Source organism: Paenibacillus gallinarum, assembly GCF_014836635.1.
Lineage (GTDB): Bacteria > Bacillota > Bacilli > Paenibacillales > Paenibacillaceae > Paenibacillus > Paenibacillus gallinarum.
In genome coordinates this window covers 303,286-316,610 of record NZ_JACSQL010000003.1, presented here as the reverse complement: position 1 = coordinate 316,610, position 13,325 = coordinate 303,286, and the positions used below count along the sequence as shown (strand labels likewise).

Below are 13,325 nucleotides of genomic sequence, written 5' to 3'. Positions count from 1 at the left end.
ACCTTCTATTAATGGTTTGTATTAATCTATTCTATGTTCATAGGTTACGAATGACACGGCTGCCCTATAGTAGAACAATGGATCTGAAGGAAAAGTGTCAGCGATACATAGATATCAAAATAATTCTATAAAAATAAACCCGATAGACAGCCACTCTTTTTATAAAGTGTCTATCTATCGGGTTACTGTTAGGGTTACAATATTATTTTACGATCCAATATATCCTCCAACAAAGACCAAGCTTCATTACAAGTTGGACCTGTAATGAAAGGTTCAAATCCATAGTTTAAATACATATTAATCGCTTGATAACTTGTAGTTTGGGAGGTAAGGTACGCTTTTGAGTGATGATCAGCTAGTATATTCATTGCAGCACTGAGTAACGGTTTGGCCAGTTTCTGCCCTTGATATTCAGGAGTAACACCTACCCAATGAATTCTGCCTGATATGTCTCCATTACCTAGTAAATCACCATACCAGGCTGTTGTAGTCGCAATTACTTCTCCCTCTTTATTCTCAATAAATAGACAGCGCTTTGTCATATCATCAAGATAGGGTCCAAATTCTTTATTGAAACGCTCCAGTGCAGCTTCTTCATTTTTAAATTCACCTACACTGGTTTCCACCCGAGCCCAATGATGTTCATCACCTTTCTCAAACAACCTAATACGGTATCCATCAGGAAGTGAGTACTCTGGAATCGCAAGTAAATCTTTTCTGACCATTTTAAGTGGTATTCTCTTCATTAATTCATCATCCCCTTATAATTAGACCAAAGAATAATCTAGCTTGTTCCTAACAAAATAACAACTCTCAGTTATTTTAGCTTCCCTTCCACAAGGTCACATCGACAATTATCATATCATTTGACTCCATTAAAAAAGAATCCCCACCCTAAGGATGGAGATTCTCTATACCCGCTGTTTTACTCAGCTTTACGTTTCAAAACACTTTTATGATGCGTGAATGTATCAAAACTTGCTTTACCATGATACGATCCCATACCGCTTTCACCCACACCGCCAAAAGGCAGATAAGGCGAAGTTAAGTGCGCAAGCGTTTCATTGATGCAGCCGCCACCGAAGGAGACTTGGCTCAACAACTCATCTTGTACTTCTTTGCTCTCAGAGAAAACGTAGAAAGCTAACGGTTTTGGACGATTCGTAATTTCTTCAATAATCTCATTCAAATCATCATATACGATCACAGGAAGAATCGGACCGAAGATTTCTTCTTGCATAATCGAATCATCCCAAGTGATCTGATCAAGTATTGTCGGCTCAATAAATTGTCTAGAAGCATCTGTTCTTCCGCCAAAATACAGATTACCATTATCTAAGAATGCACTTAGTCGATTAAATTGTTTTTCATTTACGATTTTAGGGAAATCAGGATTTTTGGAAATATCTTCTCCATATAATCCATGAATTGCTTCTTTAAGTTTGCTAAGAAACTGATCTTTTACATCACGTTGTATCAAAAGATAGTCTGGAGCAACACAAGTTTGCCCTGCATTGAGAAACTTCCCTCTTGCGATCCGCTTAGCGGCAGTAGCAAGATCTGCATCACTATGCACGATACAAGGACTCTTACCACCCAGTTCCAAAGTAACCGGAGTTAAATGTTTCGATGCAGCTTCCATTACTACTTTTCCGACATTTGTGCTTCCTGTAAAGAAGATATAATCAAATTTCTCTTTCAAAAGAGCAGTGCTCGTTTCGACTTCACCCTCTACAACAGCAATATACTCTTCAGGGAAGTTATCTCTGATCATTTTAGAAATGACACCCGATGTCGCTGGAGTGAACTCTGAAGGTTTCAGTACTGCACAGTTACCGCCCGCAATAGCTCCTACAAGAGGAGAGATAGCCAATTGGAATGGATAGTTCCATGGGGCAATAATCAAAGCATCACCGTATGGCTCTGGATAGATTACGCTAGATGCATCTGTAATAAAAACAGGCGTTTCTACATTTTTAGGTTCCATCCATGCTTTCAAGTTTTCTAAGGAATACTTAATTTCCTCAAGCACTAGTTTAATTTCGGAAGCATATCCTTCTGTCTCCGACTTATTCAAGTCTTTTCTCAAAGCAGCAAGAATTTCTTTTTCATTTGTATTAATCGCGTTTTGCAATGTATTTAATGAATCAATTCGATATTGCATAGGTTTCGTTTGACCTGTTTTGAAGAATGTCCGCTGTCTTTTTGCTAAATTCTCGTAATTTTCCATGACTCACATTCTCCTCTATATGTTAGTATAATTCGTATTTTACTCGCTAACTTTAACGAGCATCTTGCCTAGGTTCGCACCTTTGAACAATTGAAGGAAAGCTTCTACGACGTTATCAAAACCATCAACTACGGTCTCTTCGTATTTTAATTTCCCTTCAGATAGCCATTTTCCAAGCTCTTGAAGTCCTTCTGACTGACGATCTGCATAATCGCTAAGTACAAATCCTTTAAGTAAAGAACGAGTCTTAATCATCTGACCATGGATACGAGGTCCCATATCTCCATCCGTACTGTTGTAAGAAGATATCGCGCCACACAGTGGAATACGTGCGTGATCATTCAGCAAGCTCATCACTGCATCTGAAATGGATCCACCTACATTATCAAAATAAACATCGACACCATCAGGACAAGCTTTTTCCAAATCCTGCTTGATGTTATCTGTCGTTTTATAATTGATAGCTTCGTCAAAGTTCAGCTCTTTCATTAAGTAGTCACATTTCTCATCGGTACCAGCAATACCAACCACACGCGCTCCTTTAATTTTAGCAATCTGACCCACGAACATGCCTACAGAACCCGCTGCGCCTGAGACAACTACCGTTTCTCCTTCTTTAGGTTGACCAATATCTAGTAATCCAAAGTAAGCAGTTAGTCCGGTTAGACCAAGAACACTCAAATAGGCAGATACAGGGGCGATCGACTCGTCAATCTTGGTAACTTTGCTATCATCTACTGTATTAAATAGCTGCCAGCCTAGCATACCGATTACTTTGTCTCCTTCTTTGTACTTGTCTGATTTCGATTCTACGATCTCACCTACAGCTCCGCCTTTAATCACTTCATTCAACTGATAAGGAGGAATATATGATTTCGAATCGTTCATTCTGCCGCGCATATAAGGGTCTACCGATAAATATAAAGTTTTTACGACAACTTGTCCCTCTTGAGGTTGCTGTACTTCTGTATCTTTAAATTTAAAATCACCCGGTGTTGGCAATCCTTCCGGACGCTTTATTAATAAAACTTGTCTATTCTTTGTTGTCTGACTCATATGATCACTACTCCATTACTTCAATATTTTTTTAGATTTCACATCTACTTATTACCCGTCTGATCAGAAATCTAACGCTAATGATGTTCGGAAACCTATATTTGATAGTTATAAAACTTTCAAACTATTATCGAAAAATGATGGGTTTCTGGACATTTTAATTACAAACTGTCCAAGAAACCCGGTAAAAATTCGGTGAATGTATCTTCTCGAAGACTACTGAACTTATTCTGACCCATGCGTGTCACACTGACTAGATCCGCTTCGTATAAAATCTTAAGGTGATAAGATACATTTGATTTATCCATTCCCATCGATTCACCAATTGAACCACATGTGTTGCTGTCCCGGTGGTGATAAAGATATCGAATCATCTCTATACGTTTTACCTCTGACAATGCTTTGAAAATTTTAACCCGTTTTACATCATTCATTGAAGAATTTGGTTTGATCATCATAGAACTATTGTATTTCTCTCTTTTCATAAAGTCAAATCTTACAAAAAGTACAGCAGAAATACCCGCGTTATCGCGACTTCTTATTTACATGTTAAGATAAGTGCTTTTACGAATTTCGTCATACACTTTTTTCAAAGGAATTCCATGGGAAATTGCAATCTGTTTACATTCTTCATATTCAGGAGCCCACTGAACCACTTGTCCTGCATACATTCCCTTCTTCACAGTCACATTCCCCCACTGCGTTTCCACTTGTTCAAATATTCGTTCCAAGCGGTGTACGGTTAATGGATAATAACGAATTCCGAGTGTGGTTGTTTCTGTAAAGAGGATTTCTTTCATTTTCTCTATTTTAGCAGTAGAACACAGCAATTGCAGTAAGGTCCCTGGTCTGTTTTTCTTCATAAAGATCGGCGTATAAAATACATCATTGGCCCCGTGATCCAGCAGCATATCCATAACATATCCCAGCCATTCTCCTGGAATATCGTCCAGATTCACTTCCATTTTGACCATTTCCATATCTACATGTTCATGACTCGGAGGATGGTGAGATTCCATAGTTCTGCTCCTTTCGGTTTTCAGCTATCCCCAATAATAACCCGTAGTGCATTCGGATGATCCGGAAATGTTTTTGTTCCTGCTCCGTAGCCAATCGTTTGAATCCTCATGGAGGGAATGGACCCAAACTCCTCTGCTAAGACCGCAATAAGCGCGGCGCCCGTCGGTGTTGTCAGTTCACCCCTAATATCAGAGCGCTCTATAGGAATGCCACGTAACATTTCAAGTGTTGCGGGTGCGGGCACAGGATATATTCCATGATCAATTCGGATTTTCCCTTTACCGACTGGGATGGGCGACGATATGACAGCTTCAATTCCTAACTGATGGAACGCAATAGCGCCACCTACAATATCAATTATAGAGTCAACCGCGCCCACTTCATGAAAATGTACCTCATCCAGAGGAACTCCATGTATTTTCCCTTCTGCTTCCCCGATTTTTTTGAAAATTTGCAAGGCTGTATTTTCCACTTGTTCTGAAAAGCCAGCCGCTTCAATTAATCGAACAATGTCTTTATAGGAACGATGAGCATGAAGATGATCATGTACATGTACTTGTTTATGATTATGGTTGTGTTCATGGGTATGTACATGTCCGTGACCTTCATGTGTATGGACGTGACCGTGGGAATGCTCATGTTCGTGATCTTCCTGCGTATGGTCGTGCTCGTGCGTATGTACATGTCCGTAACCTTCATGTGTATGGACATGCTCTTGGGAATGCTCATGCTCATGTTCATGTTCATGTGAATGAGCGTATTCATGACCCTCGCGCCCATGAGAATGAGAATATTCATTCTTATGACCGACTTTTTCAGGAGTATGAGTAAGACTATGTACATGCGAGTGACTATCTTTTTGCAGAATCACATCGAATTTGGTGCAGGTGATACCATTTTTCAAAACCTTTTCCCATCTCAACTCATACTCGTCTTCCATTCGAAGTTTGCTTAGTTCTTCTCTTAAATGAACCGGATCAGCCCCCGCATCAAGCAATGCGCCAATGAACATATCTCCGCTAATCCCAGAGAAACAATCGAGATATAGTGTTTTCAATAGTTACAATCCCTTCTGAATCAGCTTATGAATGAGTGCAGCATTATACCCGCCGCCAAATCCGTTATCAATATTGACAACACTGATGCCTGAAGCACAAGAATTTAGCATCGTAAGCAGTGCTGACAAGCCGTTAAAGTTTGCTCCATAGCCGATACTGGTTGGGACCGCAATGACGGGATGAGCAACTAAGCCGCCTACCACACTTGGCAAAGCTCCTTCCATACCAGCCACAACCACCGAAACAACCGCATTTTGGATTTCTTCCGCATGGTGCAGTAGACGGTGAATGCCTGCGACACCCACATCGTAGATTCGGTGAACACTGCTACCGAGGACTTCGGCCGTAACGGCTGCTTCTTCCGCTACACGAATATCCGAGGTGCCGGCAGCAATCACAGCAATATATCCGGGCAGGTTACTAGGAGTCTTTTGCTTTTTCCAATAAAGAATCCTTGCAACATCGTTATATATCAAATCAGGCAGAACGTTCTGAACTTCTTTCGCCTTATCCTCGGTTACTCTTGTGACCAGTACCTGATTGTTCTGCGCACGCAAAGACTGGACAATGGAAATAATATGTTCCGATGTTTTGCCTTCTCCATAGACAATCTCAGGGAAACCTTGGCGTTTTTTTCGATGATGATCCACCTTGGCGAAGCCCAAGTCTTCAAAAGCAGCGAAGTACTCCTTCGCTTCATCCACACTCAGTTCTCCATTTTTCACTTGATTTAGTATGTTCTCCAGCATCTCATGCACCTCTTTACTTCGCTTCTTGCATTAGAAAATGTATAAAAAGAATACAGAATGTCTCACTTGTAAGGATTGATCTTTTCTTACTACACTACATTGGAAGAACTTTATTCATGCTACCGCTGTGATAACCAAGCAAATCCATCGTAACGTACTTATATCCATAGTCTTGAAGTTCTTGTACGATATTAGAGTGATGTTCTAATACAATTCTCATATGTTGCGGTTCCACTTCAATTCTTGCAATCTCTTGATGGGTTCGAACGCGAACCTGGCGGATTCCGAGGGATTTCAAGTAAGCCTCTGCTCGTTCTACTTTTTTAAGCTTCTCATTCGTAATATGCTCCCCATAAGCAATCCTGGAGGATAGACACGCAAAGGAAGGCTTATCCCATGTAGGTAAATTACGTTCTTTCGAAAGTTCTCTAATCTCTTGTTTGTATAGCTCTGCTTCAAGCAGAGGACCGCGAATCCCTCTTTCTTTTGCTGCCTGCATTCCTGGTCGAAATTCGTTCATATCGTCAGCAATGACACCGTATACAATATTCTGAAATGACATTCGCTCAAGCACAGGGATGAGGTGGTCAAACAAGCTGCTTTTACAAAAATAACAGCGGTTCTTATTGTTTTCCGCATACCCCGGAATGGCAAGTTCCGAAGTTTCGATTACTTGATGGTTTACACCAATCTGCGCTGCCAGTTCCTTCGCTTCTTCCAATTCACTTGATGGGTAGGTCTCTGAATCTGCAGTAACCGCTAGAACATGATCTGCTCCTAAGGTATCGACAGCAACTTTTAGAAGAAAGGTACTGTCAACCCCGCCGGAGAAGGCAACGACGACGGACTTCATTTCCAGAAGGATGGCTTGTAATTGGTTATATTTATTCTCAAGCAGGGCTATTCCCTCTGATTTTCCTGTAAGTTTATATAGATTCGTCATTCTTCTCCTCCTGGTTCAAAATAAGTTTCCTTCCCTGTCAAAAGGAATATCATATAGGTCCGATACCAGTTCCATCTGAGGATGCTGTTTCACCAATTCTATTAAAGCCTCAGATACTTCAATCTCATTAAGTACAAGTGTATTTTTGATACGAAGCATTTTTACTTGATGAAAATCTAGAATATTGCTTGTTTTAATCGCAGCCTGAATTGCTTCACGATCGTTAGATAACGTCGTTGCAATTTTGGTCGGCGCTACTACGGTAGACGTGAGTCCATTCGCATACATCGTTTCGAGATCCATCTTGTCTACGAGTCTTTGAGTTGTAAAGTCCGCTGTTCCTACCCCATTCGCATTTCCTTCCGATTGTGAAGTCAAGTCAAGGACCACCATCTTATTCACGTCAGGACCACCATGAGCGTACGGGGTAGGATACCGACCTGTAATGTTGGGGTCCATTCCATCACCGCTTATGTTTTTGCCAATCTCATCAATAACCAGTACTTCTAATTGATCAAAGAACAGTTTAGGCAACATTTCCTTTGCTTTCATCTGTAACCCTGCTTCTTTCTCTTCAATCTCATCGGGCGTAAGGGTCTCGATGACAGCTACTTTATCAAATGCGTTCTCAACGGTTGCTACTCCAAACAAAACGGGTCTTTTCTCCATTATCATTTTAGCCATAGCAGGTACATTCTCGGCCATATATTTAAATCCGAGCTGGTGACAAGCCTCAGCACCTTTTTGCTTACCAAGACCTATACTAATCATCTTCATGATTCCGCTTTCAACAGAACCTCTAAAAGCAGTATGGGGCTTGATCCGGTTAATAACGACGATTCCGTCAGCATTAGCCGCATACTGATCTATATATACGGGTAGTCCATTAGACAGCTCTCCAAGCTGAACGACTTCCATAGAGGAACGTATCTCACAATTCATGGTCTCTTCGGTTACCCCGAGATGTGCCAGTACTTCGCGCTGTCCTTCTGCTGTTGCGCCGCCATGGCTGCCCATACTTGGTACGATAAAGGGTTTCGCTCCGGCATCTTGCAGAAACTTAACAGTTACATAGGTGATTTCCGCAATTCTGTCGAGTCCTCTGCTGCCGACGGCGATCGCAATTTCCATTCCAGGCTTTATTTTGCTTAGGATTTTCTCACGGTCCAGCTTCTTTCTAAGTTCTGTTTCCAAGTCTTTGATCTGATTGTCATCAAAATCAACTTTTACTTTTGCCATTTTTGGAACAGGAATATCTTTTAAAAGTTCTTGTAAAATCCCCATACTGCACTTCTCTCCTTTATCAGCTGCCTGCGGATGTCTTACTACCTAATAAATAACATTTTATGCGTATTATTTCTACCATTATCTATATTCTGATGTTTTTACCATAAAGATGGATTGTCTGTATAATACCATTATATTTCCTTGATGTCCCCGGTCTGGATCATGCGTTAGCTTCGGAAAGTAAGAGAAACACGTTGTTGTAATAAAGGAAAACCCAATTTTTCATTCCCTTAACTTAAGCTCGCAAACCATTCTAGCCATTGCTTGAAACTTTATAGTTCAAGAAACCAAAAAAACACTCCGATAGCTAGAATCCATCTAACCATTGGAGTGCAGTTTTTGTTGGGGTATTTTCCTTAAGAGCCGGATTTTTTAATTCACAGCTCTTTTTCTTTTTTCAACCTGATTATAGCTTAATACAGCTCCTATAATCCCAATAGCCGCCATCAATGCACCTGTCAGCGGGATATAGGCAAGGCCTGCATGAGTAATGATGAATCCTCCGATAAATGCGCCAGAAGCGTTCCCTACATTAAGAGCAGAGTGACTTGAGGTTGCAGCGAGCCTTGGGGCTTCATGTGCCAAATTCATAATGCGAAGCTGTATTCCCGGCAAAATAGCAAATGCGGCTGCTCCCCATAAAAAAACGCAAATCAGCGTAAGAACCGGGTAATGCAGCACGCCTGATAAAATAAATAACAGTGCCGTCAAGACACTAAATATCGCGATCATAGATGGCATGAGCTTCCAATCTGCAAGCCGCCCGCCAATTATATTTCCGAGCGTTACTCCCACACCGTACATTACGAGAATCCAGGTTACACTGCTCTCCTGAAAACCAGTAATATCCGTCATAAGTGGCGTGATGTAAGTAAAGACCGTAAACATACTACATGCACCAAAAGCCCCCGTAGCAAGCACAAGCAGTACTTGTGGCTGGAAAAGACTGCGAACCTCTTTGGATAGACTCGCCTCTGTTGTTTGCTCTATTTTTGGTATTAAGAAGATGATGCCAATAAGTGAGATGATCCCCATGATCGTAATCGCTATAAAGGAAGCACGCCAACCCATATTTTGACCAATCATTGTGCCAAAAGGAACACCGATGATATTAGAGATGGTAAGTCCCGCTAACACCATGGATACAGCGCCGGCTCGTTTTTCAGGACGCACCAATTGAGTTGCAATGAGCGACCCTGTCCCAAGAAATGTTCCGTGAGCTAGAGCTGTTAACAGGCGCGACCCCATTAATAATTCATAGGTAGGAGCTATTGCCCCAATAAAGTTACCTAGGATAAAGATTGCCATTAAAATACAAAGCAGCGGTTTTTGAGGAATTCGATTGGTGAGAATGGTAAGTACAGGTGCGCCGATCGCGACACCAAGTGCATATCCGGTAATTAACTGTCCAGCCTGTGGAATCGTAACACTCAGATCATTTGCAACATTAGGCAGAATACCCATAATTACAAATTCAGTCATACCGATCGCAAATGCACCCAGTGTCAGACAGAGGAGCGCAAAAGGGAAACGCTCTTTCTTTTTTAAAACATTAGGATGTGTTGTACGTGAGGTTTGCATAAATCTCTCCTATTTTCTGAAAATTTTCTGTTTTCTGTGACTTTTTCTATACTATCATTTTTTCTATTACGAAGCAGACAAAAAAGAGCAACCTCCTAATAGAGGCTGCCCCGACTGTAAAGTTATTAATGAATCATCAATCAAGATGATATTCATATTTTCCTATGTTAAAGAAGCTTTATAGATCGTTTCCACGGAACTTGTTAACAGCTTATTGAAATCTTGATCTGTCTGATCTGCTATAAGACTTTCCGCTAAGGCACGTGAGAAACTTGCAATTACTCCATGGTTGCGAGCCAATTTCTCATTCGCTTCTTCTCGTTCATATCCCCCAGATAAAGCCACTACTCGAAGAACATGAGGATGGCTCACAAGCTCCTTATAGTAATTATCTTCACTTGGCAAGGAAAGCTTCAACATCACTTTTACGTTCTCATCAAGTGTAGACAGATGCTTAATTAATTCGTCTCTTAAAATTTCTTCCGATTTTTGTTTATCTTCACTATAGATATCTACTTCCGGTTCAATAATCGGCATGAGTCCTTTGGCCAAGATTTGCTTGGCAACTTCGAATTGCTGGGCTACGACTTCTTTAATCGCTTCTTTATTCGCTTCTTTAATCACGGAACGCATCTTCGTCCCGAAAATCCCTTTTTCATTTGCTCGGTCCAGCAAACGATCTAGTTCAGGCATTGGTTTCATGAGCTGAACTCCATTTTTCTCCTCAGCTAATCCTTTATCAATCTTGAGAAAAGGAACAATGCCTTTCTCCTCCCACAAATACTCCCCAGTAAATTTTCCGTCTATTTTACGATCCATTGTATTTTCAAACAAGATCGCTCCTAAAATATAATCCGAAGAGAAAGCAGGACTTTTAATGATTCGTGTTCTCATCTCGTGTACAAGTGTATACATCTCTTCTTCATTACTATATTCCGTTTCCTTTACTCCGTATTGCAACAAGGCTTTGGGAGTACTGCCCCCGCTTTGATCCAGGGCTGCAATAAATCCTTTTCCTGATTCCATTCGTTCTCGTTGTTTTTGATTCATCTTAATATACTCCTTTCTTTTTCTGCACTTAATTTAAAAAATAGAATTCCATTTTACTCACTCTCCTATTTCTATACCGTAGTTCAGCAATTCCCAAACATTTGGCGGGAAGAAAGAAATCATTTTATCGTGTAAATAAAGCAGGATAATTTTGGTAATATGTTGAATATTGTCCATATAAAAAGATTATTATTCAAATATTGAGGTGCGCGATGAAAAAAACAATGATTTTATTTCTTTTCAGTTTATTATTATGCAGTATTTTTCCAAACATCGGGCATGCTTCGAGTAATCCGCCTAAAGCCAAAATTATTCTTGATGGTAAAGAAATCAAACTGCCTTCCCCTGCACAAGTGAGCATCATAAATAATTCGGTCATGATTCCCATCCGTGTTGTTGCAGAGAATTTGAACTTTAAAGTAACCTGGGATCAAAAGATAAAACGCGTCAAAATTCAGAATGATACAGATACCTTAACGCTCACCGTGAATAAAAAAGAAGCCTTGATCAACGACATAGCCTCCCTGCTTGAGGTTTCACCAAGGAATCTGAATAATACGGTCGTTGTGCCGCTTCGGTTTGTAAGTGAAAATATGGGACTTGCTGTGAAATGGGATAATAAGAATAAAGTCGTTACGCTTACAAGCAGTATTCCTGTAGCAGGTTCAAATGGCATTGAAGAAGGGACCTATAAGGAACCTGTCAAACAAGTGAATGATATGTATTTTGCAAACAACCAGCTCGTCGTTTCTTTAGATGGGGATGTAAAACCTTCTATATCTACACTTGCTAATCCTCAGCGGATTGTGGTCGATATCCCGAACGCGACTTTCTCCAGCTCCTTTTCTCAATCTTTAAACATAGGGACAATAGGTAAGCTAGACGTTAGCGGATACTCAACTGTTTCCGAGGTGAGATATTCCTTATTCAGTCGTGATCCGGAAGTTGTTCGAATTGTTATCGTTGCCGAAGAAGAAATTCCTTTTGAGTTTCAGACGGAAATGGAATCAAATACCCTTGTTGTCGATGTAACGGAAGCGGATGAAAATAGCACTTTTGTCCCTCTTCCTGCTCCTATTCCTATTCCACCAGTTGACAATTCAGGACGTAAAACGGTTGTAATCGATCCCGGTCATGGCGGCAGCGATCCAGGTACAATCGGTATTACAAATACACATGAAAAAGATTTTACTTTAGCTTTATCGTTAAAAGTAGAAACATTATTACAAAGTGAGCCGGAGATCAATGTCGTTATGACTCGTGATGAAGATGTATACCCTACCCGGACGGAACGAGTAGCCTTAGCGAATCAATTAAAAGCAGATATATTTGTATCGATTCATGGGAATAGTGTCCTAGCCTCCCCTCAAGCCAGCGGAACCGAATCCTATTATTATCAGCGAAGCAGCAGTAAAGATTTAGCAAAGGTTATTCATAAGCATCTCGTGAAGGCACTTGGGTTTAAAGACCGCGGTGTTAAAGAAGGGAATTACCAAGTCATTAGAGAAACAACGATGCCCGCCGCACTGCTGGAGATTGGATTCCTAAGTAACCTAGCAGAAGAAGAGGCGCTCTTCACAGAAGCTGTACAAGATAAAGCAGCTCAAGCCATTGTAGATGGAATTAAAGAGTATTTGGGTATTTAAAAATGAAGTACTCTCATTTCTTATTTACATTTGTATCACTTAACATTTCTGAACCTATCTCTGAAAAAGAAGACCGCTGACATCATTGTCAGCGGTCTTTTTATCTAAATGGTCTTAGCCATTTTAATATTTGTAATCTCATATCCCATCTTTTCATATAATCCTCGTGCAACTTGGTTGTGACCAAAAACGTGAAGCTGAATTTTCTCCATGCCGAGTTCTTTTGCTTTCATTTCGATTTCTTTCATGGCTTGTTTGCCATATCCCTGCCCTTGATATTTCTCCCATATCACAAAATCATAAATAAAGCCTTCTTTATAATTTGTGGATGACTCAGGTGCAATCCATATCATTCCTAATAGCTGCTCTTTATCAAAGATGGAATACAAATGATTAAATTCGGTTTTCTCACCTTTTGGCAATAGTCTGGAAAATTCTTGCTCAGAGCGATCCATCGCTTCTTCTTCCGACCAATTACCAGAAATAGTCTTATCTTTTGCATAATCCTTAATGGCATAACGCATGTACTGCTGAAACTCTTCTTGGTTCATAGGATCTAATGTAACCATATTTTATCCCCCTGTCATTTAGCTAGCGCTGAGTCTCCACCATTAAAAAATGTTCCATTTCTTGATTTATTATGTATATATCATCATATGTAGAATAACATTAAATTAGCTGATGAATAAAGATTATTCTCAATGA

Annotated in this window: 13 protein-coding genes; 1 reads left to right on the top strand and 12 read right to left on the bottom strand. The window is 40.4% G+C overall.

What is annotated here, in order from left to right; genetic code table 11:
* Nucleotides 1–194 precede the first annotated feature (194 nt).
* The 11 genes from H9647_RS10675 to H9647_RS10625 form a co-directional block, all read right to left on the bottom strand.
* Nucleotides 195–746, bottom strand: a complete 552-nt coding sequence (locus H9647_RS10675) for a GNAT family N-acetyltransferase (protein ID WP_191799750.1) — start codon at nt 744–746, stop codon at nt 195–197.
* Nucleotides 747–925: 179 nt separating this feature from the next.
* A complete protein-coding gene (locus H9647_RS10670) occupies nt 926–2,230 on the bottom strand; it encodes an aldehyde dehydrogenase (protein ID WP_191799749.1) in 1,305 nt (434 codons plus the stop codon).
* Between the two features lie 39 nt (nt 2,231–2,269).
* Nucleotides 2,270–3,286 carry an NADP-dependent oxidoreductase gene (locus H9647_RS10665; RefSeq protein ID WP_191799748.1) on the bottom strand — a complete coding sequence of 339 codons (1,017 nt, stop codon included), beginning with the start codon at nt 3,284–3,286 and terminating at the stop codon, nt 2,270–2,272.
* A gap of 161 nt (nt 3,287–3,447) precedes the next feature.
* A complete protein-coding gene (locus H9647_RS10660) occupies nt 3,448–3,744 on the bottom strand; it encodes an ArsR/SmtB family transcription factor (RefSeq protein WP_191799747.1) in 297 nt (98 codons plus the stop codon).
* A gap of 84 nt (nt 3,745–3,828) precedes the next feature.
* A complete protein-coding gene (gene larC, locus H9647_RS25985; protein WP_191799746.1) occupies nt 3,829–4,305 on the bottom strand; it encodes a nickel insertion protein in 477 nt (158 codons plus the stop codon).
* 20 nt (nt 4,306–4,325) lie between these two features.
* The gene (larC, locus tag H9647_RS10650) at nt 4,326–5,363 is read right to left on the bottom strand and encodes a LarC family nickel insertion protein (protein WP_191799745.1); all 1,038 of its coding nucleotides are present in this window, start codon (nt 5,361–5,363) and stop codon (nt 4,326–4,328) included.
* Nucleotides 5,364–5,366: 3 nt separating this feature from the next.
* Nucleotides 5,367–6,113 (bottom strand): nickel pincer cofactor biosynthesis protein LarB, encoded by a 747-nt coding sequence (gene larB / locus H9647_RS10645; protein ID WP_191799744.1) that lies wholly within the window; start codon nt 6,111–6,113, stop codon nt 5,367–5,369.
* 94 nt (nt 6,114–6,207) lie between these two features.
* The gene (gene larE / locus H9647_RS10640) at nt 6,208–7,056 is read right to left on the bottom strand and encodes an ATP-dependent sacrificial sulfur transferase LarE (RefSeq protein WP_404822616.1); all 849 of its coding nucleotides are present in this window, start codon (nt 7,054–7,056) and stop codon (nt 6,208–6,210) included.
* Nucleotides 7,057–7,071: 15 nt separating this feature from the next.
* Complete coding sequence (locus H9647_RS10635; protein WP_191799743.1) at nt 7,072–8,340, bottom strand: lactate racemase domain-containing protein; 1,269 nt, start codon at nt 8,338–8,340, stop codon at nt 7,072–7,074.
* 375 nt (nt 8,341–8,715) lie between these two features.
* Complete coding sequence (locus H9647_RS10630) at nt 8,716–9,924, bottom strand: MFS transporter (protein ID WP_191799742.1); 1,209 nt, start codon at nt 9,922–9,924, stop codon at nt 8,716–8,718.
* A 162-nt stretch (nt 9,925–10,086) separates the two neighbouring features.
* Complete coding sequence (locus tag H9647_RS10625) at nt 10,087–10,974, bottom strand: fructose bisphosphate aldolase (RefSeq protein WP_191799741.1); 888 nt, start codon at nt 10,972–10,974, stop codon at nt 10,087–10,089.
* Nucleotides 10,975–11,186: 212 nt separating this feature from the next.
* Here H9647_RS10625 and H9647_RS10620 point away from each other — a divergent pair, with 212 nt between their 5' ends.
* Nucleotides 11,187–12,620 (top strand): N-acetylmuramoyl-L-alanine amidase family protein, encoded by a 1,434-nt coding sequence (locus H9647_RS10620; RefSeq protein ID WP_191799740.1) that lies wholly within the window; start codon nt 11,187–11,189, stop codon nt 12,618–12,620.
* Between the two features lie 104 nt (nt 12,621–12,724).
* On the opposite strand, the gene H9647_RS10615 is transcribed toward H9647_RS10620, so the two are convergent.
* Nucleotides 12,725–13,189 carry a GNAT family N-acetyltransferase gene (locus H9647_RS10615; RefSeq protein WP_191799739.1) on the bottom strand — a complete coding sequence of 155 codons (465 nt, stop codon included), beginning with the start codon at nt 13,187–13,189 and terminating at the stop codon, nt 12,725–12,727.
* Between the last annotated feature and the right edge of the window lie 136 nt (nt 13,190–13,325).

Excerpts from the sequence above, each read along its gene's own strand:
- H9647_RS10670 (WP_191799749.1), bottom strand. The coding sequence starts at position 2,230 with ATGGAAAATTACGAGAATTTAGCAAAAAGACAGCGGACATTCTTCAAA.
- H9647_RS10665 (WP_191799748.1), bottom strand. The coding sequence starts at position 3,286 with ATGAGTCAGACAACAAAGAATAGACAAGTTTTATTAATAAAGCGTCCG.
- H9647_RS10615 (WP_191799739.1), bottom strand. The coding sequence starts at position 13,189 with ATGGTTACATTAGATCCTATGAACCAAGAAGAGTTTCAGCAGTACATG.
- larB (WP_191799744.1), bottom strand. The coding sequence starts at position 6,113 with ATGCTGGAGAACATACTAAATCAAGTGAAAAATGGAGAACTGAGTGTG.
- H9647_RS10625 (WP_191799741.1), bottom strand. The coding sequence starts at position 10,974 with ATGAATCAAAAACAACGAGAACGAATGGAATCAGGAAAAGGATTTATT.
- H9647_RS10620 (WP_191799740.1), top strand. The coding sequence starts at position 11,187 with ATGAAAAAAACAATGATTTTATTTCTTTTCAGTTTATTATTATGCAGT.
- H9647_RS10635 (WP_191799743.1), bottom strand. The coding sequence starts at position 8,340 with ATGGGGATTTTACAAGAACTTTTAAAAGATATTCCTGTTCCAAAAATG.
- larC (WP_191799746.1), bottom strand. The coding sequence starts at position 4,305 with ATGGAATCTCACCATCCTCCGAGTCATGAACATGTAGATATGGAAATG.
- larE (WP_404822616.1), bottom strand. The coding sequence starts at position 7,056 with ATGACGAATCTATATAAACTTACAGGAAAATCAGAGGGAATAGCCCTG.
- H9647_RS10630 (WP_191799742.1), bottom strand. The coding sequence starts at position 9,924 with ATGCAAACCTCACGTACAACACATCCTAATGTTTTAAAAAAGAAAGAG.
- H9647_RS10660 (WP_191799747.1), bottom strand. The coding sequence starts at position 3,744 with ATGATGATCAAACCAAATTCTTCAATGAATGATGTAAAACGGGTTAAA.
- H9647_RS10675 (WP_191799750.1), bottom strand. The coding sequence starts at position 746 with ATGAAGAGAATACCACTTAAAATGGTCAGAAAAGATTTACTTGCGATT.